General features: G+C 68.2%; 22 protein-coding genes. 17 read left to right on the forward strand and 5 right to left on the reverse strand.

Annotated elements, in window-relative coordinates:
• Positions 1-49: 49 nt before the first annotated feature.
• A complete protein-coding gene (locus tag FB459_RS07240) occupies positions 50-592 on the reverse strand; it encodes a MarR family winged helix-turn-helix transcriptional regulator (RefSeq protein ID WP_141927973.1) in 543 nt (180 codons plus the stop codon).
• Positions 593-787: 195 nt separating this feature from the next.
• Here FB459_RS07240 and FB459_RS07245 point away from each other — a divergent pair, with 195 nt between their 5' ends.
• The 7 genes from FB459_RS07245 to FB459_RS07275 all read left to right on the forward strand — a co-directional run bounded on the left by FB459_RS07245 (position 788) and on the right by FB459_RS07275 (position 8,442).
• Positions 788-1,048: a hypothetical protein gene (locus FB459_RS07245; RefSeq protein WP_141927974.1), complete on the forward strand. Its 261-nt coding sequence runs from the start codon at positions 788-790 to the stop codon at positions 1,046-1,048.
• Between the two features lie 34 nt (positions 1,049-1,082).
• Positions 1,083-2,111 (forward strand): rod shape-determining protein, encoded by a 1,029-nt coding sequence (mreB, locus tag FB459_RS07250; RefSeq protein WP_281279542.1) that lies wholly within the window; start codon positions 1,083-1,085, stop codon positions 2,109-2,111.
• Between the two features lie 49 nt (positions 2,112-2,160).
• A complete protein-coding gene (locus FB459_RS07255; RefSeq protein ID WP_141927975.1) occupies positions 2,161-3,489 on the forward strand; it encodes an aspartate aminotransferase family protein in 1,329 nt (442 codons plus the stop codon).
• 1 nt (position 3,490) lies between these two features.
• Positions 3,491-4,324, forward strand: a complete 834-nt coding sequence (gene mreC, locus FB459_RS07260; protein WP_141927976.1) for a rod shape-determining protein MreC — start codon at positions 3,491-3,493, stop codon at positions 4,322-4,324.
• On the forward strand, positions 4,321-4,809 hold the full coding sequence (locus tag FB459_RS07265; RefSeq protein ID WP_141927977.1) for a rod shape-determining protein MreD: 489 nt from the start codon (positions 4,321-4,323) through the stop codon (positions 4,807-4,809). The genes mreC and FB459_RS07265 overlap by 4 nt, the downstream gene beginning before the upstream one ends.
• Positions 4,806-6,851: a penicillin-binding protein 2 gene (gene mrdA / locus FB459_RS07270; protein ID WP_246092359.1), complete on the forward strand. Its 2,046-nt coding sequence runs from the start codon at positions 4,806-4,808 to the stop codon at positions 6,849-6,851. The genes FB459_RS07265 and mrdA overlap by 4 nt, the downstream gene beginning before the upstream one ends.
• Positions 6,852-7,089: 238 nt before the next feature.
• A complete protein-coding gene (locus tag FB459_RS07275) occupies positions 7,090-8,442 on the forward strand; it encodes a prenyltransferase/squalene oxidase repeat-containing protein (RefSeq protein WP_141927978.1) in 1,353 nt (450 codons plus the stop codon).
• Between the two features lie 363 nt (positions 8,443-8,805).
• On the opposite strand, the gene FB459_RS07280 is transcribed toward FB459_RS07275, so the two are convergent.
• Positions 8,806-9,384, reverse strand: a complete 579-nt coding sequence (locus tag FB459_RS07280; RefSeq protein ID WP_141927979.1) for a hypothetical protein — start codon at positions 9,382-9,384, stop codon at positions 8,806-8,808.
• An 87-nt stretch (positions 9,385-9,471) separates the two neighbouring features.
• Here FB459_RS07280 and FB459_RS07285 point away from each other — a divergent pair, with 87 nt between their 5' ends.
• From FB459_RS07285 to FB459_RS07305, 5 genes are all read left to right on the forward strand, one after another.
• On the forward strand, positions 9,472-10,623 hold the full coding sequence (locus FB459_RS07285; protein WP_141927980.1) for an energy-coupling factor transporter transmembrane component T: 1,152 nt from the start codon (positions 9,472-9,474) through the stop codon (positions 10,621-10,623).
• Positions 10,620-12,248 (forward strand): ABC transporter ATP-binding protein, encoded by a 1,629-nt coding sequence (locus tag FB459_RS07290; RefSeq protein ID WP_141927981.1) that lies wholly within the window; start codon positions 10,620-10,622, stop codon positions 12,246-12,248. Before FB459_RS07285 ends, FB459_RS07290 begins: the two co-directional genes overlap by 4 nt.
• Complete coding sequence (locus tag FB459_RS07295; RefSeq protein ID WP_141927982.1) at positions 12,245-13,069, forward strand: ECF transporter S component; 825 nt, start codon at positions 12,245-12,247, stop codon at positions 13,067-13,069. The genes FB459_RS07290 and FB459_RS07295 overlap by 4 nt, the downstream gene beginning before the upstream one ends.
• 122 nt (positions 13,070-13,191) lie before the next feature.
• Positions 13,192-13,461, forward strand: coding sequence for a 30S ribosomal protein S15 (gene rpsO / locus FB459_RS07300; protein ID WP_129624911.1), 270 nt, complete (start codon positions 13,192-13,194; stop codon positions 13,459-13,461).
• A gap of 179 nt (positions 13,462-13,640) precedes the next feature.
• Entirely contained in the window at positions 13,641-16,112 is a 2,472-nt protein-coding gene (locus FB459_RS07305; RefSeq protein WP_141927983.1) for a polyribonucleotide nucleotidyltransferase, read from the forward strand.
• A gap of 69 nt (positions 16,113-16,181) precedes the next feature.
• Here FB459_RS07305 and FB459_RS07310 read toward each other — a convergent pair whose 3' ends face one another.
• Positions 16,182-16,631, reverse strand: coding sequence for an META domain-containing protein (locus FB459_RS07310; protein WP_141927984.1), 450 nt, complete (start codon positions 16,629-16,631; stop codon positions 16,182-16,184).
• Between the two features lie 202 nt (positions 16,632-16,833).
• On the opposite strand from FB459_RS07310, the gene FB459_RS07315 reads away from it, so the two are divergent.
• From FB459_RS07315 to FB459_RS07330, 4 genes are all read left to right on the forward strand, one after another.
• Entirely contained in the window at positions 16,834-17,055 is a 222-nt protein-coding gene (locus FB459_RS07315) for a hypothetical protein (protein ID WP_141927985.1), read from the forward strand.
• A gap of 49 nt (positions 17,056-17,104) precedes the next feature.
• On the forward strand, positions 17,105-18,148 hold the full coding sequence (locus FB459_RS07320; RefSeq protein ID WP_141927986.1) for an LLM class flavin-dependent oxidoreductase: 1,044 nt from the start codon (positions 17,105-17,107) through the stop codon (positions 18,146-18,148).
• A 118-nt stretch (positions 18,149-18,266) separates the two neighbouring features.
• Complete coding sequence (locus FB459_RS07325; RefSeq protein WP_141927987.1) at positions 18,267-19,913, forward strand: alkaline phosphatase D family protein; 1,647 nt, start codon at positions 18,267-18,269, stop codon at positions 19,911-19,913.
• A 93-nt stretch (positions 19,914-20,006) separates the two neighbouring features.
• Entirely contained in the window at positions 20,007-20,957 is a 951-nt protein-coding gene (locus tag FB459_RS07330) for a TRM11 family SAM-dependent methyltransferase (RefSeq protein WP_170221771.1), read from the forward strand.
• 7 nt (positions 20,958-20,964) lie between these two features.
• On the opposite strand, the gene FB459_RS07335 is transcribed toward FB459_RS07330, so the two are convergent.
• Complete coding sequence (locus FB459_RS07335) at positions 20,965-21,243, reverse strand: DUF6457 domain-containing protein (RefSeq protein ID WP_141927989.1); 279 nt, start codon at positions 21,241-21,243, stop codon at positions 20,965-20,967.
• Complete coding sequence (gene mobA, locus FB459_RS07340) at positions 21,236-21,829, reverse strand: molybdenum cofactor guanylyltransferase (RefSeq protein ID WP_129624919.1); 594 nt, start codon at positions 21,827-21,829, stop codon at positions 21,236-21,238. The genes FB459_RS07335 and mobA overlap by 8 nt, the downstream gene beginning before the upstream one ends.
• 72 nt (positions 21,830-21,901) lie before the next feature.
• Between mobA and dapB the strand changes: the two genes are divergently transcribed.
• Positions 21,902-22,648, forward strand: a complete 747-nt coding sequence (dapB, locus tag FB459_RS07345; protein ID WP_141927990.1) for a 4-hydroxy-tetrahydrodipicolinate reductase — start codon at positions 21,902-21,904, stop codon at positions 22,646-22,648.
• Positions 22,649-22,661: the final 13 nt, after the last annotated feature.

Consider the following 22,661-nt stretch of genomic DNA (forward strand, 5'->3'; position numbering starts at 1 on the left):
CGTCACCGATCGGTGACGGGCCCCGTGCGTTGCCCGGACGTGGGTGGGTTCAGCCAGCTGCTTGATCGCGGGTGGAGGACAGGTCGTCCAGCCCGGCGATCGCCTTCTCCAACAGGGTGGCCAACTGCTCGCGCTGCGGCCCGGTGAGGCGGGCCAGCACGTCGGACTCCAGCAGGTCGCTTTCGCGGATGACCTGTCGGAAGGTCTCCCACCCGGTCGTGGTCAGCGTGACCAGCACCCGCGTGCGGTTGGTGGGGTCGGGGCTGCGCTCGATGAGCCCGCGCTCGGCCATCTTGTCCAGGCGGTGCGTCATCGACGACGGGGCCACTGCCACCGCCTCGGCGAGATGGGACGGCGTGACGGCGGTGTCGCGCGGCTGCAGGGCGAGGTTGGACAACACCGACCACTCGCCGCTGGTCAGACCGACCTCGGACAGGCTCACCGCGTACCACTGAGACAGCTTGCGGGTGAGGCCCTGAACGGCCGTGATCACCCGCTGGACCTGCTCGTTGCCGCCCGCTTCGACGTACGCCGCGACCTCGGCCTCGTACTCCTGACGGACCGACTTACGTCTCGATTTGGAAGGACTCATCCCCTCAAGTGTGCCACCGCTGCGGCTCTGCTGCGCACGACGTCCGGCCCACCGGGCGCGATTGTCGGAACCGGGCCAAAAACGGGGCCCAGCGCGGGTGCTGAAGTACCCCGGTGTTCAGCAGGTGACGCCGGTCGACCTCGACCCGGCCGTCGTCCCCCTGGCCAGCGGGCCTACTGGACCATCCAGGCCACCTTGCGCAGTGTAGGCCTGAAGACCGCCGCCTATCACGTCGATGTGCCGAGCTTCGGCGACTGGGGATTCCACCTCGCCGCGCGCAGCACGCCGCGGGTAGCGGTGCCCGGCGATGCATCTGCGATGAGGTTCGTCGACTCGCGGGTGCTCCTCGCGGCGCAGACCTTCCCGCCCGATCGGGCACAGCTCATGATGCCGCCGTCGACCCTGTTGCACCCGGCCATCCTCGACGCGATCAAGGGGTCGTACCGCGGGTACTGAACGGGCAACCGGCGCAGCCAATTACGATCAGTTGGTGACCCGCCGACTGCTGCCCACCGGGCGTGACCTAGCAGTCGATCTCGGCACCGCCAACACCGTCGTCTACGCGCGCGGGAGCGGCGTCGTGCTCGACGAGCCGTCGGTCGTCGCGCTCGAAGTAGGCACCGGACGGCTCATCGCGGCCGGATCCAAGGCCCGCGAGATGCTCGGCCGGACGCCCGGCCACGTCGACGTGATGAGGCCGCTGCGCGACGGGGTGATCAACGACGCCGACGTCGCCGAACGGATGCTGCGCTACTTCATCGCCCAGGTGCACCCGTCCCGACTGCTGCGTCCGCGCATGGTGGTGTGCGTGCCGAGCGAGGTCACGGGGGTCGAACGCCGGGCGCTGGAGGATGCGGCCACCCGTGCCGGCGCCCGCCGGGTCTACGTGATCGAGGAAGCGATGGCGGCTGCGCTCGGCGCCGAACTCCCGGTCGAAGCGGCCAAGGCGAGCATGGTGCTCGACATCGGCGGCGGCACGACGGACGTCGCCGTGATCAGCCTCGGCGGCATCGTCCAGGCCCGCTCGATCCGGGTGGGCGGCGATGAGATCGACGAGGCGATCGTCGCGTTCGTGAAGAACGAGTACTCGTTGCTGCTGGGGGAGCGCAGCAGCGAGGACATCAAGGTCGAGATCGGATCGGCGTTCCCGCTGCGTGAAGAACGCACCATGCGGGTGCGCGGGCGCGACCTGGTGAGCGGCCTGCCCAAGACGGTCACGGTCACCTCCCAGGAGGTGCGGCGGGCGATCGACGTGCCGCTGCTGCAGATCTGCGAACTGGTGCGCGCGACGTTGGACGTCTGCCCGCCCGAACTGGCCGGCGACGTCCTCGATCACGGCATCGTGCTCACCGGCGGCGGGTCACTCCTGCGCGGCATCGACGCGCGATTGCGCCATGAACTCGGCGTACCGGTGCGCGTGGCCGATGAGCCGCTGCGCTCGGTCGCTCGCGGTGCGGGACGATGTGTCGAGGAGTTCGGCACCCTGCAGCGAGTGCTGGTAGACAGCAAGCGGTACTGACTTCTCCGCCCTCGAATCCACTCGTGTCCTGCAACCCGGAAGGAACCCGATGAGCCCCTCCCGCGCCTTCGAACTCGACCGCGCCCACGTCTTCCACTCCTGGTCGGCTCAGCGCAAGATCAACCCGATGGTGGTCGACCGCGCCGAGGGCTCCTACCTGTGGGACGACGAGGGCAAGCGTTACCTGGACTTCACCTCGCAACTGGTGTTCACCAACATCGGTCACCAGCACCCGAAGGTCGTCAAGGCGATCCAGGACCAGGCGGCCAAGCTGTGCACCATCGCGCCGGCGCACGCGAACGCCGAGCGTTCCGAGGCTGCTCGCCTGATCGCCGAGATCGCACCCGGTGACATGAACCACACCTTCTTCACCAATGCCGGCGCGGAGGCGATAGAGCACGCGATCCGGATGGCGCGGCTGCACACCGGACGCATCAAGGTGTTGACCCGCTACCGCAGCTACCACGGGGGCACCCAGACCGCCCTCAATGCCACCGGCGACCCGCGCCGGTTCGCCAGCGACTACGGGAACGCCGGCATCGTCCACTTCCGCGGTCCGTTCCTGTACCGCTCGCAGTTCCACGCCACCACCGAGCAGGAGGAGTGCGAGCGCGCGCTGGCCCACCTGCGCAGCACCGTCGAGTTGGAGGGTCCGTCCACGATCGCGGCGATCCTGCTGGAGACCATCCCCGGCACCGCCGGCATCATGCCGCCGCCGCCGGGATATCTGCAGGGTGTGCGCGACCTGTGCGACGAGTTCGGCATCGTCTACATCGCCGACGAGGTGATGGCCGGTTTCGGCCGCACCGGCAACTGGCTGGCGCTGGACGACCACGGCGTGGAACCCGACCTCATCACGTTCGCCAAGGGCATCACGTCCGGATACATCCCGCTCGGCGGTGTGATCGTCGGGCCGAAGGTGTTCGAGTCGTTCGCCGAGAAGCCCTATCCGGGTGGCCTGACCTACTCCGGACACCCGTTGGCGTGTGCCACCGCTGTCGCCACGATCAACGCGATGCGCGAGGAGGGGATGGTGCAGAACGCCCGCCGCCTGGGCGACGACATCATCAGGCCGGCCCTGCAGAAGATGGCGGGCGACCATGCCTGCCTCGGCGATGTACGCGGTGTCGGCGCCTTCTGGGCGCTGGAACTGGTGCGGGACAAGGAAACTCGCGAACCCCTCGCACCGTACGGCGGATCGAGCCCGGCGATGGACGCGGTCGTCGCCGAGTGCAAGAAGAACGGTCTGCTGCCCTTCGTCAACTACAACCGGATCCACGTCGTGCCCGCCCTGAACATCCCCGACGACCAACTGCGGGAGGGGCTAACCATTCTCGACGCCGCTCTCGAGGTCGGGGACGCGCAGGCTCAAGGCTGAGATGGCGTTCCGGCCACAGACCCGACGGCGGGTCCTCGCCGTCGGCCTGGCCGGGTGCCTGGCGATCGCCGTCGTCGACCAGGCGGCGCCCTCGGCGACCGCCCCGCTGCGCCGAGCGGCCGCCGAGATCGTCTCTCCGGTACAGGACGTGTTCACCGGGCACGACGACGAGATCGCGCGGCTCACGCGCGAACGGGACGAGGCCCGGCGGTCGTCCGCAGACACGAGATCGAACGCTGCCGACCTGGCCGCGTTACGGACGTTGCGCGGATCGGCGGCGGCCGACGGTCGCACCTTCGTCGCGGCGCAGGTCATCGGGTTCACCCCCGGAGTCACTGTCGGCAGGTTGAAACAGGTCACCATCGATGCCGGGTCGAGCGACGGTGTCCGGACCAACCTCACGGTGATAGCGGCCGGAGGTCTTGTCGGCCGGGTCGTCTTGGTGAGCACCCGTTCGGCGACCGTTCAACTGCTGACCGACCCGTCCAGCGTGGTCGGCGTACGGGTGGGGGACGACCGGCTGCTCGCCTCGCTCGCTTCCACCGCCCCCGCAGGACTGCCCGGCCGTGAAGCAGGACTGCTCACGGTACGGATCGCCGGTCTGACGCCGGCGAAGGTCGGAGACCGGGTCACCACCCTCGGCAGCATCGAGGAGACCCCGTTCGTGCGCGAGGTTCCGGTGGGCACGGTGGTCGCCGTGGATCCCGACCGTGGACAGGGCGGCCCGACCGCGGTCGTCCGACCGGCGGTCGACCCGACGCGCCTCGACCTCGTCGGCGTCGTGTTCCCTGCGGGCAGTGTTCCCGCGCGTCCGGCGATCCGGGGCGGCTCGTGATCCCCAGCCGACTCACCGTCCTGCGGGCGCTGCTGTTGTCGCTCGCCGCGCTGCTCACCGTCACCGTGCTTCCGTCCGGGGGTGTACCGGCGGATCTGGTGCTCGTCCTCGTCGTCGCAGTGGGCCTGAGTTCCGGCACTCAGGCCGGTGCGCTGTTCGGCCTCGCGGCCGGGCTGACGGTCGACCTGGTGCCACCGGGTTCGGCACCGCTGGGTCTCACCGCCCTGACCCACGCTGCTGTCGGTGCCGGCTGTGGGGTGCTTCAGCGCTCGGTGCGTGCCTCGATCCTGGTGCCGATCGTCACCGTGGCGCTCGCGGCCACCGGGATCCAGTTGCTGCGTCTGCTGACCTCGCTCGCTGCCGGGCAGACGCCGAACCTGACCCATGCATCCGCATTGATCGTCTGTACCGCACTGGCCGGCGCGGTGATCGTGCCACTCGTGATCCGAGCGGAGTCCTACTTGGTCGCAAGAGGTCTGGCGTGAGGTGGCGTCGCGACTCGATCGAGTATCCGCGTGGCTACCGGGCGAACGTCGCAGCGCCGTACACAGCCCGCATCTGGGCGATCCTGGTCATCACCGTGCTCGTGCTCGGCGTGCTTGCAGGACGATTGTTCCAGTTGCAGGTGGTCGACGGTCCCGCGATGAAGCAGGCCGCACAACGGATCAACACGCGCACCGTCGACGCCCCCGCGACCCGCGGCCGCATCCTGGCCGCGGACGGGACACCGCTGGTCACCAATGGTTCCACCTGGGTGCTCACCATGGACCCGACGACCCTCGCCGAGAGCCGGGACGGTGGGCGCGCGGTCCTCACTCGCGTCCAGCGCCTGATCGGCGGTGACGTCGAGGAGATGCTCGGGCGCACCAAGGCGTGCGGCACCAAGGACGCCCCGCCGGCACCGGTGTGCTTCTCCGGCAGCCCCGTCGAGCCGATACCCGTGCTGAGCAACGTCGACCCCGGGCTGTCGATGACACTGCTCGAGCGTCCGGAGGACTTCCCGGGACTGGCTGTGCGTCAGCAGCAGGTACGCCGGTTCCCGGCACCGTCGGCAGTGAATGCCGCTCAGGTGGTCGGCTACCTCGGACGCACCAATGCCGCTGACCTGCAACGTGATTCGTCGCTCAACGCCGCCGACCTGCTCGGCCGCAGCGGACTGGAGTCCAGCTACGACAAGGTGCTGCGCGGCACCTCCGGACGCACCGTGCTGGCTGTCGACGCGCGCGGACTGCCGGTCAGGACGGTCAGCACCACCCCGGCCGTCGGTGGCCAGGACGTCCTGACGCACCTTGACGTGCCGGTGCAACGGGCCGCCGAGTCCGCACTCGCCGAGACGATCGGTCGGTTGCGCACGGCGAAACGACCGGTGACCGGGGGAGCGGCTGTCGTCCTGGACGCGTCCTCCGGGGCTGTGGTCGCGATGGCCAGCAACCCGACGTACGACCCACTCGTGTGGACCGGGGGCATCACCGCGGCGGAGTACCGCAAGCTCAGCGATCCGAAGGCACACAATCCGCTGACCAACCGGGTGATCGGAACTCTGCAACCACCGGCGTCCACGTTCAAGGCGGTCACCATGCCGGCGGCCATCGCGTCCGGCGTCGACCCGAAGGGGCGGTACGAGTGCTCCTCGCAGGTGACGGTCGGCAGCCGGGTCTTCAAGAACTACGAGTCGGCCGCCTTCGGCGCCATCGACATGCCGGCGGCCCTGCAGGTGTCGTGCGACACGGTGTTCTATCGCTGGGCGTTCGCCCGTTGGATCTCCGAGGGAGGCCTGAAGGGCGACGTGAGCAAGACCGATCCGTACTCGCAGATGGCGAAGCAGTTCGGCTTCGGCCGACGCACGGGCATCGACCTGCCCGGTGAAGTGGCGGGCAATGTCCCCAGCCGCGCGTGGAAGCTCGAGCGTTGGAACACCACGAAGGCATCGATGTGTCGCCGGGCCAAGAGCGGCTACCCCGAGGTCTCTGACACGAAGCAGGCGGAGTACTTCAAGAAGTTGGCACAGGAGAACTGCTCCTACGGTTATCAATGGCAGGCCGGCGACGCGGTGAACCTCTCGATCGGACAGGGAGACATGCTCGTCTCGCCGCTGCAGCTGGCGGTCGGGTATGCAGCCGTTGCGAACGGCGGCACCATCTGGCAACCGCAAGTCGCCGCGGCCACACGCACCTCGGACGGTTCTGCCGCCTCACGGATCTCGCCGGTCGCCAACGGGCGGCTCGTGTTGTCGGCCGCCGCTCAGACGGTTCTCACCGACGGGTTGCGCCGCGTCGTCACCGAACCGACCGGCACCGCGCACCCGGCGTTCGTCGATTTCCCCGACGACTACCCCATCTCGGGCAAGACCGGCACCGGTGAGGTGTACGGAAAGGACGCCACCGCGTGGTTCGCCTCGTACGGCCCGAAGACCAGGAGCGGCAAGCAGTACGTCGTGGTGGTCATGATCGAACAAGGCGGTCTCGCAGCGCGAGCTGCGGTGCCGGCTGCCCGCCAGATCTGGGACGTGTTGCGCACCCGCCCCTGAGTTCGCGATGTGCAGGGTGGTTCATGGGCTCGGCACGGGCGAGTAGAGTGATGCTGCGCATCAGTGGGGGGAAAGCCGGTCCAAGTCCGGCGCTGACCCGCAACCGTAGGTTCCTCGGCAACGAGGAACGAGCCGGAGCTCCTTAGCCGATGTCAGCTCACATCCCCGTCGAGGTCTACGGGCGAGCGCCGAACCTCTTTCGGCGGCCCGCGCCCAGGGCCGTCTGGAAGAAGGAACCATGACTCTCCTCACCACCGCCCGTGCGGGTTTCGCGGGCACCGCGACCCTTGCCGCATTTGCGCTCGCCATCGCGCCGGCCCACGCCGCCACCACCCCTGATGACGCCGCGTCCGCCTTCATGGCGGGCCAGCTCGCCGCGAAGGGCAACTACCTGAACGCCGAGTTCGGTGGCGAGAGCTACCCGGACTACGGCCTCACGATCGACGCTCTGCTCGGTGTTGCCGGTACCGGCACCGGCACGGCGCAGATCTCCAAGACCGCCGACTGGTTGGTCGCCAACGGCACCTCGTACTACGGAGCCGGTTCCGAGGCGTATGCCGGGTCGCTTGCCAAGCAGGTCGTGATGCTGCAGGCCACCGGCCGTCCCTCCGGCGCCCTGCTGACCAAGCTCAAGAGCATGCAGACCGCCGCGGGTCGTTTCAGCGACAAGTCCGAGTACGGCGATTACTCCAACACGATCGGCCAGTCGTGGGCCTTGATCGCGCTCAAGCGTTCCGGTGAGGCGGTCCCGACCAAGGCGATCGACTTCCTGGTCGCGCAGCAGTGCGCCGACGGTGGCTTCCGTCTCGAACTCGGCGCAGCGAAGTGCACCAGTGACTCCGATGTGACCTCGTTCGCCGTGCAGGCTCTCGCGGCCAACGGCCGCACAACCGCGGTGTCGAAGGCCGCCGGCTACCTGGCCACGCAGCAGGTCGCATCGGGTGGAGTGCGCGGTGGCACCTCGACCGAGAGCCCCAACTCCAACAGCGCCGGACTTGCCGCCGTGGCCTTCACCCTGGCCGGCCGCACCGACAACGCGGCGAAGGCGAAGGCCTTCGTGAAGACGCTCCAGTTCGGCTGCTCGGCGCCCGCTGCGCTGCGCGGTGCGATCGCCTACGACAAGCCGGCGTTCGATGCGAAGATCGCCGCCGGCTCCCGCGCGGTGGTCACCGACCAGGAGACGCGCGCGACCCCGCAGGCGATGCTGGCGCTCACCCTCACGCCCTACGTCCGGACCATTGCGGGCGGCTCCGCCGGTGTCGCGGCACTGGACTGCGGAACGAACCCGACCTCGTCTCCCACGGCTACGGCTTCGCCGAGTTCGACCTCGAGCCCGTCGAGCTCGACATCCACCACGACGTCCAGCACGACATCCAGCACGACATCCAGCACGACGACGACCTCGGCCGGTACTGCGACCACGTCCTCGACCATGTCCTCGACCACGTCGATCGTCACCGGTCCGCCGGTTGTCACCGACGGTCCGACCTCCTCCGACGGTGGAGCGGACCTCGGCGTGCTGGCCGGCGTCGGCGCGTTCTTCGCAAGCATCGGTGCGGGGGCAGTGGCTCATGGCCGTCGTCGTCGCTGATTCCCGTACGCGGGTCTGGGTGCGACTGTTGGCTGCGTTCACGCTCGCATTCGCTCTCATCGGCGTCGCTCCTGCACATGGGCAGGCAAGCAGCTCGGTGCGGACCGCCGCTGCGAGTTGCTCGGGTGTGACCGTGGTCGTGCAGTACACCGGGGGAGCCAGCACCCGCTGCGCCCCGGGCTCCTACGGTTCCGCGCTCGATGCATTGCGCGCGGCGGGACACACCCCGCAGCGGGCGCAACTGCAGCCCGGCTACTTCCTGTGCCGGATCGACGGCAACCCGACCTCCGACCCGTGTATGCGCACTGCTCCGGCCAGCGCCTACTGGGCCTTCTTCCACGGTCGCGCGGGCTCGGGGTGGACCTACTCCAACACCGGCGTCGCCACGTTCTCGGCTCCGGCCGGCACCTGGATCGGCTTCCGGTTCGGGTCCGGGGGAGCGCCCTCGGTGGTGCCCTCGGCGCCGAAACCGACCGCCACCCCGACGCAGACTCCGCGACCGAGCACCACGGCGCCGCGGCCGTCGAGCACGTCGACCAGCAGTTCGACGAGCAGGCCGACGAGCAGGCCGACAAGCACTGCGCCCCGTCCGTCGTCGAACGCGGCACGTCCGACGTCGGGTTCGAAATCGTCGTCGACCTCGGGCCGGCCGGCGGGAACGCAGCCGAGCTCGACAGCGTCCGGGGCCTCGCCGAAGCAGAGTGCTTCGGCGTCCTCGAGCGCTTCGAAGAGTGCTGCGGCACAGTCGAATTCACCCAAAGGATCCACGTCGGCGACGGCGAGTTCGAGTGCCGCTGACAAGACGTCCGCGGCCAGTGCGCAGCCGTCATCGGCTGCCTCGACGCAGGCCCCGGCCACCTCCAGCGTCGATGGCCCGGCGGCGACTGGGCAGCGCACCGAGGTCGCGGCCTCGCAGCGCACGAACTCCGGTGGCGGCGGCACGAACCTCGGCCTGTTGATCGGCGGTGGTGCCACGGTCGCGCTCGCCGGCCTGGCGGGCGTGCTGGCGCTGCGCCGTCGACCGCAGGAGTGAGCACACCGGGTCGGTCGTCGGCCCAGGCTGCCCGGTTCGTACACCCGGGCGCCTGGTGGCTGTGGGCATGCTGCCTCGCGGCAGCGGTCACCCGCACGACCAACCCGGTGCTCCTGCTCCTGGCCCTCACCGTCGTCGTCCTCGTCGTGATCGCGCGCCGTCCGGACGCACCGTGGGCGAGATCGTTCACGATGTACGCCTGGCTGGGACTGTTCGTCATCGTCACCCGCATGGTGCTGTTCGTGCTGATCGGATCCAAGGCCGGCCCGACGATCCTGGTGACCCTGCCGACGGTCGACCTTCCGTCCTGGGCTGCGGGTATCCAGTTGCTCGGCCCGATCCCGCTGGAAGACCTCATCGCGGCATTGTGTGAAGGCCTGCGCCTGGCGACCATGTTGCTCTGCTTCGGCGCCGCCAACGCGCTCGCCAACCCGCGGCGTCTGCTGCGCGCGCTGCCCGCTGCCGTCCGGGACATCGGCACCGCGGTCGTCATCGCGCTCACCGTCGTCCCGCAACTGGCCGAGAGCGCCAAGCGTGTGGCCCGGGCGCGAGAACTTCGCGGGACCTCGGTCAAGGGGGTGCGTGCCCTGCGCGTGATCGCGCTCCCGGTCCTGCAGGACACCCTCGACCGTTCGTTGTTGCTGGCTGCCTCGATGGACTCACGCGGGTTCGGCACCCGCCTCTCGGTGAGCCATCGTGACCGCCGCCTCATCGGAGTGCTGTCGCTCGGCGGGCTGATGGCGGTGTGTGTCGGGCTCTACGGACTGCTCGACGATCGCGGTGACCAGGCCATCCCGCTGTGGGCGACGGTCGCGACAGTGGCCGGCCTCGTGCTCGGCGCGCTCGCGGTCTGGTGGGGCGGACGTCGAGTGCCGCGTTCGGTGTACCGGTCGGATCCGTGGAAGTCCGCCGAGACGATCGTGTCGCTGTGCGGGGTCACCGCTCTGGTCGCGATGATCGTTGCGCTGGAACGAAACCCGCTCGCGACGATCATGCCGCTCGAGCCGACCCTCGGCACCCCGCTCGTGCCGCTCACTGCGGTGCTCGGGCTGCTCGTGGCGGCGTTGCCGGCCTTCGTCACCCCGCCGCTGCCGCCCAAACCCAAGCGGGGACCCCGACAGAACCAGCAGATGCAGGAGATCTCATGAGCTTCCCGGCGATCGAGTTCGACCGCGTCACCATCACCTACGCCGACGAACCCACACCCGCAGTACGCGATGTGAGCATCGAACTGGAGCAAGGTGAACTCGCGGTGCTCGTCGGACGCACCGGGTCGGGCAAGTCGACGCTGCTCGGCGCGATCAACGGACTCGTGCCGCACTTCACCGGCGGACTGCTCACCGGGCACGTGCGGGTACACGGACGTGATACCCGCGACCATCTGCCGCGGGAGATGGCCGACCTCATCGGGTATGTCGGGCAGGACCCGCTCGCGGGGTTCGTCACCGACACCGTCGAGGAGGAACTCGCCTACGCGATGGAGCAATTCGGCATCCCGCAGCAGGTGATGCGCAAGCGCGTCGAGGAGACGCTCGACCTGCTCGGCATCGCCGACCTGCGGCATCTGGCGCTGCGTGACCTGTCCGGGGGACAGCAACAACGTGTCGCCATCGGCAGCGTGCTGACCCTGCAGCCCCAGGTGCTCGTGCTCGACGAACCGACCTCCGCGCTCGACCCCACCGGAGCCGAGGACGTGCTGGCGACGATCACCCGGCTGGTGCACGACCTGTCGGTCACGGTTGTCATGGCCGAGCACCGCATCGAGCGCGTGCTGCAGTACGCCGACACGCTCATCCACGTCACGCGGGACGGGCTGGTCGAGGTGGGGGAGCCCGCCGAGATCATGCGCACCGCCACGGTCGCGCCGCCCGTCGTCGAACTCGGACGTGACCAGGGCTGGTCACCCTTGCCGCTGTCGGTGCGGGACGCGCGGCGCAAAGCACGCGGACTGCACACCGAACTCGAACAACACGACGACCTGGAGCCACCCGCGAACCTCACCAGCGGTCCGGTCGCCCTGCGTGCCAAGGGAATTCGCGTCACCTACGGCGACTTCACCGCGGTGAACGATGTTGACCTGGAACTGCGTCGAGGCGGCATCACCGCACTCATGGGGCGTAACGGGTGCGGCAAGTCCACGCTGATGTGGGCGCTGCAGGGAGCCACCCGTCCGGCGTCCGGCACGGTGACTGTCGACGCCGACGGAACGTGGGTCGAACCGTCCAAGATCGCTGTGCCGCAACGCCGCTCGCGTGTCGGGTTGGTGCCGCAGAGTGCGAGTGACCTGCTCTATCTCGACACGGTCTGCGCTGAGTGCACTCAGGCGGACGCCGAGAGCGACGCACCGTCGGGCACCTGCGAGCGCCTGCTGCGCGAGATGGTGCCCGACATCGTCCTCGACCGGCACCCGCGCGACCTTTCCGAAGGTCAGCGCCTGGCTCTCGTGCTCGCCGTCCAATTGACCGCCCGACCCTCGGTCGTGCTGCTGGACGAACCCACGCGCGGCCTCGACTACGCCGCCAAGGCGGCCCTGCGCGCGACGCTGCGGACGTGCGCCGATCGTGGCCAGGCCGTACTCGTGTCCAGCCACGATGTCGAGTTCATCGCCGAAACGGCCGACGACGTGATCTTCATGGCCGATGGCGACGTGGTCGCGTCCGGAACGACCTCGGACGTACTGCTCGGCTCGCCTGCGTTCGCGCCTCAGATGGCCAAGATCCTGGCGCCGTTGCCGTTGCTGACCGTCGACCAGGTCAGGCGCGCGCGCTCATGACGGCCACCACCACGCATGTACCCAGCGGTCGGGCGAAGGCGATCCCGTTGCGTCCGCGCTCCGCGCTCGCGATCGCGCTGGTCAGCATCGTGGGCGTGATCGGGTTCGCGTGGCCGTTGTTCATCACGGCCGACTCGACGCTCGCCTCGCACACCAATGATGCTCCGTTGCTGTTCGCACTGATGCTCCCGCTCCTGCTGGCGGTCGTGTTGTCGGAGGTGAGCGAGGGCGGCATCGACTCCAAAGCGATCGCGATGCTCGGTGTGCTGTCGGCCGTCGACGCGATGATGCGGCCGCTCGGCGCCGGCACCGGGGGCATCGAGGTGATGTTCTTCCTGCTGGTGCTGTCCGGACGGGTCTTCGGCGCCGGCTTCGGCTTCGTCCTCGGATGTACGAGCATGTTCGCCTCGGCGATCCTCACCGCGGGCATCGGTCCCTGGCTGCCCTTCCAGATGCTAGGGGCGGGGTGGATCGCGCTCGGCGCCGGTCTGCTGCCACCGCTGCGCGGACGGGCGGAGATCTTCATGCTGATCGGCTACGGAATCATCTCCAGCCTGCTGTACGGCTGGATCCTGAACTTCTATTTCTGGCCCCTCGGCACGACCGGGGAGCCCGCGATCTCGGTCGTTCCCGGTGGTCCGCTGCTGACCAACCTCAAGCACTTCCTGGCGTTCAACCTGGCCACGTCCCTCGGCTGGGACCTCGGCCGCGCGATCACCACGTCCGTCCTGATCGCCATCACCGGACGTCCGATCCTGCTCACCCTGCGTCGCGCGTCCCGCAAGGCAGCATTCGGTCGACCGACGAGCCTCGCCGATTAGGGCGGGACGCCGGGCCGCTGGTACCTTTGGCAATGCCGTCCAACGGCCGCGGATCCAGAGCGCCCTGGTGAACAAGCCCAGGTGCACCGCGCAACAACATGACGAAAGGTAGTCGCCGCAACATGCCACTCACCACCGCCCGTAAGGCCGAGATCGTTGCCGAGTACGGCAGCGCCGCAGGCGACACCGGTTCGCCCGAGGTGCAGGTCGCACTGCTCACCGAGCGCATTCGTGAGCTCACCGAGCACTCGCGCCAGCACCCGCACGACCACCACAGCCGTCGTGGTCTGCTGCTCCTGGTCGGTCAGCGCAAGCGCATGCTGCGTTACCTCGAGGAGATCGACATCGAGCGTTACCGTTCGCTGATCAAGCGTCTGGGCCTGCGCCGATAATTGAAGACTTGCGTCACGAGGCGATCCACCTGCGGGTGGATCGCCTTGTCGCGTAGGAGGGGACCGTCCGCGAGGTAGGACGTACCGAATGCGTCGCCTCACCCGATCCCCTTGAGAAGAAAGCCCGTTCGCACACAACGACGATGTGCGACGAGATTGAGAAGAACAGGAGGGCCCACATGGAGGGTCCAGAAATCACGTTCGCCGAAGCCACCATCGACAACGGCAAGTTCGGCACTCGTACGGTCCGGTTCGAGACCGGACGCCTCGCCAAGCAGGCCGGTGGAGCTGTGCTCTGCTACCTGGACGAAGAGACCACCTTGCTTGCGACCACTGCGGCCGGCAAGCAACCGAAGGACCAGTTCGACTTCTTCCCGCTGACGGTCGACGTCGAAGAGCGCATGTACGCCGCCGGCAAGATCCCCGGCAGCTTCTTCCGTCGCGAGGGTCGTCCCTCGACCGACGCGATCCTCACCTGCCGTCTGATCGACCGCCCGCTGCGTCCGGCCTTCGTCAAGGGTCTGCGCAACGAGGTCCAGGTCGTCATCACGGTGCTGTCGTTGAACCCCGACCATCAGTACGACGTGCTGGCGATCAACGGCGCCTCGGCGTCGACCCAGATCTCCGGTCTGCCGTTCTCCGGCCCGATCGGTGCCACCCGCGTCTCGCTGATCGACGGTCAGTGGGTTGCGTTCCCCAACTTCTCCGACATCGAGCGTTCGACCTTCGACATGGTCGTCGCCGGTCGGGTCGTCGGCGACGACGTCGCGATCATGATGGTCGAGGCCGAGTCGACCGAGTCCACCTGGGACCTGGTGAAGAACCAGGGTGCTCAGGCGCCGACCGAAGAGGTCGTCGCCCAGGGTCTGGAGGCCGCCAAGGGCTTCATTCGCGTGCTCTGTGAGGCGCAGTCGGAGCTTGCTTCGAAGGCTGCCAAGGAGGTGCAGGAGTTCCCGCTGTTCCTGGACTACCAGGACGACGCCTACAAGGCTGTCGAGCAGGCCGGCCTCGCCGACACCGAAGCTGCGATGCAGATCGGTGACAAGCAGGAGCGCGAGCACCGACTCGACGAGATCAAGGACTCGCTGAAGGCCGACCTGGGCGGCGAAGGCCGTCCGTTCGAGGGCCGCGACAAGGAGATCTCCGCTGCGTTCCGTTCGCTGCAGAAGAAGCTCGTCCGCGAGCGCATCCTGCGCGACAAGGTGCGCATCGACGGCCGTGGCCTGAAGGACATCCGTGCGCTCTCGGCCGAGGTCGAGGTGCTCCCGCGCGTTCACGGCTCGGCGATATTCGAGCGCGGCGAGACCCAGATCATGGGTGTCACCACGCTGAACATGCTGCGCATGGAGCAGCAGCTCGACACCCTTTCGCCGGTGTCGCGCAAGCGCTACATGCACAACTACAACTTCCCGCCGTACTCGACCGGTGAGACCGGCCGCGTGGGTTCGCCCAAGCGCCGCGAGATCGGTCACGGCGCCCTGGCCGAGCGTGCGCTCATGCCGGTGCTGCCGACCCGCGAGGAGTTCCCGTACGCCATCCGTCAGGTCTCCGAGGCGCTCAGCTCCAACGGTTCGACCTCGATGGGCTCGGTCTGCGCGTCCACCCTGTCCCTGCTGAACGCCGGTGTGCCGCTGCGCGCCCCGGTCGCCGGCATCGCCATGGGTCTGGTTTCCGCGGAGGTCGACGGCGAGGTGCAGTACGCCGCGCTGACCGACATCCTCGGTGCCGAGGACGCCTTCGGTGACATGGACTTCAAGGTCGCCGGTACCAAGGAGTTCGTCACCGCGATCCAGCTCGACACCAAGCTCGACGGCATCCCCGCCGACGTGCTCGCCGGTGCGCTGACCCAGGCCCGCGACGCGCGCCTGCACATCCTCGACGTGATGAACGAGGCGATCGACGCTCCCGACGAGATGTCGCCGTTCGCTCCGCGCGTCATCGCGGTGAAGGTGCCGGTCGACAAGATCGGTGAGGTCATCGGCCCGAAGGGCAAGATGATCAACCAGATCCAGGAGGACACCGGCGCCGACATCTCCATCGAGGACGACGGCACCGTCTACATCGGTGCGACCGATGGTCCGTCGGCCGAGGCTGCGCGCGCGGCGATCAACGCGATCGCCAACCCGCAGATGCCCGAGGTCGGCGAGCGCTTCCTGGGCACCGTCGTCAAGACGACCACCTTCGGTGCGTTCGTCTCCCTGACGCCGGGCAAGGATGGTCTGCTGCACATTTCCGAGGTGCGCAAGCTCGTCGGTGGCAAGCGCATCGACTCGGTGGACGACGTCCTGAAGATCGGCCAGAAGGTCCAGGTCGAGCTCAAGGAGATCGACCCGCGCGGCAAGCTCTCGCTTGCCGTGGTCGAGGCTGCAGGTTCCTCCGACGACTCGGCCCCGGCCGCTTCGTCCGATGTGCCGGACGCCGCCACCGGCCCGGTTGCCGACGCCCCGGCGTCCGATGACCGGTCCGAAGCTCAGGTCGACACCCAGGCCGACGAGGTCAAGGGCGACAACCACGCCGACGCCGAGGGTTCCTCGGACGAGTCGGGCGATGGTGAGGGCGAGCGTCGCCGTCGCCGTCGTGGTGGTCGCGGACGTGGCCGCAAGAACGACGAGGGTGACAACAACGAGGGGTCGGACTCCGACTCCGAGTGATCCTCACTCCAGGCGAAGGCCGTCGATCCGAAAGGGTCGGCGGCCTTCGTCGTGCGTGGGCGGTTGCGGTCAGCGGCGGTCGAACACCAGGCGCCAGCCGTCGTCCGTCGTCGCAACCAGGCGTCCGTCCTTGGAGGTCAGGGAGAAGTTTTCCGTGCCCAGCAACGCGTTCATTGCCTCGATCGAGGCGCCCTTGCCGGCCTGTGGGTTGAGGCAGGCGACCGTCGCCACCGCGACGGCGTCCGTCGAATAGCGAGCGTCCGCCGTTTCCACAAGTTTGCCCCTGAACGGTGCACAGCCGTCGCTGCCCTCGATGTTGTTGCCGCTCAGTTGGATTCGCGCGCCGGAGCCGGACGCGTCCTGACTGGGAGAGCCGGGTTCGGCGACCGAGGCGAGCGTCCAGGAGCGACCGGTGAGTCCGGCATTCGACTCCGCAGAGGAGGACCACGCGATGGCGGCAGCAAGGCCGGCTGCGGCGACACCGCCGGCCGCGATGCGCTTGTTCCTCGCTCCCATCACGAAACCATTGTCCCCTACGAGTCGGCCGACAGCCTTTACGAAGTGCTTACCTGTGTAAATCGGTGGTCAGAAAAATATTCCGGTCACCGATCGGGTGCGGATCAGCTACGACTGTGCAGGCTGGGGCGACCGGGCTCGATCGGATGCGCGCAAGGCCACGCTGGTCGGCACCCAGGCGGTTCGGATGCAACGGACCGGAGCCATGACGCTCGCCATGGTCACCCTCGACTGCGACTGGACGGCTGCGTCCGACAAGTACGAGCTCTGGTTCAGCCCTGAGGTCGCCAAGGTGATGAAGGGGTCGACGCAACCCACCCACAGCCTGCGCCGCCCTGCTGTGTTGATGCTGCTGCTCGCAGTTCCCGACAGTGGAAAGCCATCGGTGCTCGGTAGTGGGACGAGGTTCCTGCTGCCCCGCGCGTAGTCGGGCAGGACCCTGGAACAGCAACGACCGGCCCGTGGTTGTCGTATCCATGAAGGCTTTCGGTTTCTTGAGTTTCGGCCACTACGGCTTCTCCGGCTACGAAGCCCGCGAGATGTTGCAGCAGGCCGTGCAGTTGTCGGTCGGTGCCGACGCGATCGGCGTCAACGGCGCGTACTTTCGCGTGCACCACTTCGCCAAGCAGGCGGCGTCCCCGATGCCCCTGCTGAGCGCCATTGCTGCGCGCACCGACAACATCGAGGTGGGCACCGGCGTCGTCGACATGCGCTACGAGAACCCGCTCTACCTCGCGGAGGAAGCGGCGGCCCTGGACCTGCTGTCGGACGGCCGGGTGGCGCTGGGCGTGAGTCGTGGGTCACCCGAACCGGCGCTGCGCGGCTGGGAGGCGTTCGGGTACACCGGTTCCGCCGACCCCCGCGGCGCCGACATCGCGCGTCCGAAGTTCGAACGTTTCATGGACGCCGTACGTGGCGTGCCGGTGGCCGACGCCGACCCGGCCCAGTTCGGTCCCGGCCAGAAGTTGCGCATCGAACCGCACGCACCGGGGCTGGACCGTCGGATCTGGTGGGGAGCGGGTAGCCGTGACACCGCCGAGTGGGCTGCGGCACAGGGCGTGAACCTGATGAGTTCCACCCTGCTCACCGAGGCCACCGGCCAGGCGTTCGGTGACCTGCAGGCGGAGCAGATCGATCGCTACCGCACTGCGTGGAAGGCCGCCGGGCACGACTGGACGCCGAGAGTCTCGGTGAGCCGCAGCGTCTTTCCGTTGATGAACGCGCAGGACCAGATGTACTTCGGTCTGCGATCGGGCGACAGCGCCGACCAGGTCGGTGTGATCGACGGCTTCCGCTCGACGTTCGGCAAGACCTACGCCGCCGAGCCGGACGTGCTCATCGAACAATTGCGCGACGACGCGGCGGTGATGTCGGCCGACACCCTGATGTTGACCATCCCGGCTCAGCTGGGCGTCGAGTACAACCTGCACGTGCTGCGTTCGTTCGCCGAACATGTCGCGCCGGCGCTCGGGTGGAAGCCGAACACCGACGGTCCGGTGCAGGGCGATCCGATCGGCTGAACGACGCCGGTTCCGGTCGTGATGGCGACCGGAACGCTGAACTTCGGGTGTAGAGGCGTGATGGACTCGTCGGTCTCGGACAGCCGTTCCAGGCCCCTTCGAGTGGTGGGATGAGGGCATGGCTTCATTGGTTCTTGGTCCCGTCCTGCGCTATGTGGGCGAGACGAACGCGACGATCTTCGTCGAGACCGACGAGCATTGCCGGGTGACCGTTCGCAGCGAGGGGCGCGAGTGGTCGTGTCAGACCTTCTCCGCGCACGGACACCACTACGCGATCGTGCTCGTCGACGGCCTCGAGCCGGCCAGCATCCAGGACTATTCGGTCGATCTCGGCGACCGGCAGGTCTGGCCCGAAGCCGACAGCGAGTTCCCGCCGAGCCGGATCGCAACGCTCGACCCCGCCAAGGACGCGTCCTTCCTGTTCGGTTCGTGCCGCACCTCGGTGTCGCACGACAAGGAGGGCACCGACCTGCACGGCGTCGACGCGATGCGTTCGTATGCGTACGAGATGCGGCGCAACCCCGACCACTGGCCCGACTTCGTTCTCTTCCTCGGTGACCAGTTGTACGCCGACGACACCTCGCCGCAGATGCGCGACTTCATCGAGAAGCGGCGAGGCCTCGACGACCCGCCCGGCGAGGAGGTCAAGGACTTCATCGAGTACGCCGAGCTCTACCGCCTCGCCTGGACCGAACCGGCCAACCGGTGGCTGCTGTCCACGCTGTCGAGCGCGATGATCTTCGACGACCACGACGTCCGTGACGACTGGAACACCTCGGCCGCCTGGCACGAGGAGATGAACAAGAAGCCGTGGTGGCACGAGCGCATCGTCGGCGCCCTCGGTTCGTACTGGATCTATCAGCACGCCGGCAACCTCGACCACGAGGCGCTGCAGGACGACAAGATCTGGAAGATCATTGCTGCACACCGCGATTCGAGCGAGCTCGACCTCACGGAGGTCGTCGACGCGTTCGGTGAGGAGGTCGACAAGGACCCCACCACGTACCGCTTCTCGTTCACCCGTGACCTGGGGGAGTCCCGCGTCATCGTGATCGATTCACGGGCGGCGCGCGACCTGCGTCCGGACCACCGGGCGATGCTCGACGCCGACGAACTCGCCTGGCTCGACGAGCAGATGCGCGGCGACTGCCAGCACCTGTTCATCGGATCGTCCTTGCCTTTCCTGCTCCCGACCGGAATCCACGACCTGGAGTCGATGAACGAGACCTGGGCGCAGGGTGACCGTCCTCGCCTGGCGAAGCTCGGTGAGAAGGTGCGGCAGGCCGTCGACCTCGAGCACTGGGCCGCGTTCGAGAAGTCCTTTCGCGACGTCTCGCAGATGGTGATGCAGGTGGCGCGCGGCGAGCGCGGCAAGGCGCCCGCCACGATCACCTTCCTGTCCGGCGACGTCCACAACTCCTACGTCAACGAGGTCACCAGGACCCGCGAGCCGATCGAGTCCAAGATCGTCCAGGCCGTCTGCTCGCCGATCCGCAACCCGCTGCCGCGCCACGTCCGCATGCTGCAGGGCACGCTCGCGGGCTGGATGGGCGGCCCGATGCGCTCGCTGGTCAGCAAGTTCCCCAAGGTCAAGAAGCCCGATTTCGACTGGGAGACCACCCACGGTCCGTGGTTCGACAACAACCTGGCCCGCGTCGAGGTACTCGGTCCGCGGTTGCTGCTCACCTGGGCCCGCGGTGACGTCGAGGGTGACGATTATGACAACCCGGGGCTCGTCCGCGTCGCAACGGTTCTCATCGATTGACACCGTCTTGTCGAGTGGCCGGGGTATGACCTGGTGGCCGGGATATAGCCCGGCCGGTGGTTCATGGCCCGGCCACTCGGCGAAGATGGGGGGATGCATCTGATCGTCACCTGTGCCGTCGGCCTCGAAGACCTCCTGCGCGGCGACCTGCAGCAGGCGGGCGCCCGAGCGGTCGTCAGCGGCGAGGGTGAATTGACAGTCACCGTGGACGAGATCGATGTGGTCCGCTCGAACCCCATGGTCGACAGGGTGGCCATGTCCTGGTCGCCCGGAGCGCCGCTGGAGGATGCTGAAAAGCTGTGCCGCGCGGCCGGATTCGACGGCGACGTCGCGTTCCGGGTCCATGAGAAGGACCCCACCGTACGGGATGGGATCGTCCGGGCGGTCGGATATCAGACCGGATGGCGCAATGAACCGGGGGACTGGCAGGTCAACCTTGTTCCGGGGACGAATCGAGCCGAGATCGGCCCGCTCGCCTGGGCAGCCCGGTTCGGTGCGATGGAGCGTCTTCCCGCGACCACTCCGCCGTCGGTCGCGGCCGGCGTGCTGCGTTTGGCGAAACTGCAGCCCGCAATGGCGCTGCTCGACCCGTGCGGCGGTGTCGGCACGATCCCCATCGTGGACGCGATCGGACGAGACGGGCGCGGATTGATCGTCGACCTCAGCCCCGAGTCGATCGCCTTGGCGCGCAAAAATATTCGCACGTTCGGTCTGAAGGACCGGGTGTTCACCGAAGAGGGGGACGCCACCTACCTCGACCTGGCGGACGCGTCCGTCGATCGGGTCGTCTCCGATGTCCCGTTCGGCAAGCGGATCGGTTCGAACCAGGAGAACGACACGTTGTACCCCGGCCTGGTGCGGGAACTGGGTCGAGTACTGACTCAGGACGGGCGGGCGGTGATCATCACCGACGACAAGCGCCGGTTCGCCGATGCCGTTGCTCGTGACCGGTCATTGAAGGTCGTCAAGGAGACGGCGCTCCGATACAACGGAGTGACCCCGACAGCGTTCTCGCTCACCAGAGTTCGCGCCCGAGGGCGCTGAGATCCGGTCAGTCGGATGCAGGGGGAAGCGTGCCGACGATCTTGTCGGCGATTGCCTTCTGATCCACCGGCCCCCCGGAGGCAGCCGCCAACCCGACGGCGATCCCGAGTGCGTACGAGCTCACCGGCGCCATTGGCCGCACGAAGCGGTGCGCCACCTCCTTGGTGACGTCAAGCACGAGTCCGGCATCCAGCAGATCCGGGTCGACACCGATCTCGACGCACACCGCGCGCAGCCATGCCTGCTGCTCCTTGCGGGTGGGTTCTGCGGGCTTGTCGTCAGTCATCGGGATCTCCTTCGATGAAGTAGTCGTTCCAGGAGGCGACCTGGTCCCAGGTGTCGACGTCCTCGCAGACGCGATTGGGCGCTTCGATCGCGGTGACGTCGATGCCGCCGAAGAGGGCGCGCATCGATTTGTCGGTGGGATCGTGCAGGGCTGACGCGGCCTGCACGAGCGGCTCGGTGCGGTACACACCTGCGACCCATTGGGTATGCCCGCGGCCGTCGGCCAGCACGCAGCCATCGCGATCGCGGCCGGCGAGCAACAGCGGCACGGCCTCCCGCGCCAACGGCAGGTCACAGGCGAGCACCAGCGTCCACGGTGCGCGTTCGCCCTCGAGTTTGCGCAGACCGGTGACCGTTGCGGCAGCCGGTCCGCCGAAGACGGGGTCCTCCCGAATCTGGTGCACGCTCGGCGGCAGGTCGCGAGGCGGGCCGACGACGACGACATTGCGTGCGCTGTCGACCGCCTTCAGCACTCCGTCCAGGAGTGGACCGTCACCGACGTCGAGTGTCGCCTTGTCGACCAGGCCGAGCCGTGACCCACGGCCGCCGGCCAGCACGATCGCGTCGTACGCGTCCGAGTCGAGCATCCTCGCGTTCCCCTTCGTGTGCGAAGTGGACAGTCTTGCAGAGTCCGGGGTGTCACCGCCTAGGGTTGCCGGGTGACTGAGCGCATCAAGGTGGCAGTGATCGGTGCTTCGGGCCGCATGGGTTCCCAGGCGGTGCGGGCGGTGCAGGACGCCGTCGACCTCGAACTCGTGGGCACCTTCGACCAGGGCGACGACCTCGGTGACCTCGGCGGAGCCCAGGTTGCTGTGGAGTTGACCGTTCCGTCGGCGTCAGCTGCGAACATCGCCCATTGCGTCCGTCAGGGAGTCCATGCCGTGGTCGGCACGACCGGCTGGGAGGAGGAGAAGCTCGCCGCGTTGGAGAAGGAATTGGTTCAGCAACCGGAGGTCGGCGTCCTCATCGCGCCGAACTTCGCCATTGGCGCGCTGCTGATGATGTCGTTCGCCGAGCAGGCGGCCCGTTTCTATGAGTCCGTCGAGGTCGTCGAGACCCATCACCCCGACAAGGTGGACGCGCCGTCCGGCACCGCCGCGCGGACGGCCCGGATCATCGCTGAGGCACGGCGCGAGGCCGGTCTGGGCGACGTCCCGGACGCCACCGAGCACGACCCGGACGGTGCCCGCGGAGCCGTCGTCGACGGCGTCCCTGTGCACGCGCTGCGTCTGCGCGGACGCGTGGCGCATCAGGAGGTCGTGTTCGGCGGAGTCGGTGAGGCGCTGACGATCCGGCACGACTCGTTCGACCGGATCAGCTTCATGCCAGGCGTCCTCACCGGTGTCCGGGAGGTCGGCAAGCACCCGGGTCTGACCGTCGGTCTGGAGAACTTCCTGGGTCTGTGATCCGTCCCGGCCA

Origin of the sequence: Yimella lutea (genome assembly GCF_006715095.1) — a bacterium.
Classification (GTDB): domain Bacteria; phylum Actinomycetota; class Actinomycetes; order Actinomycetales; family Dermatophilaceae; genus Yimella; species Yimella lutea.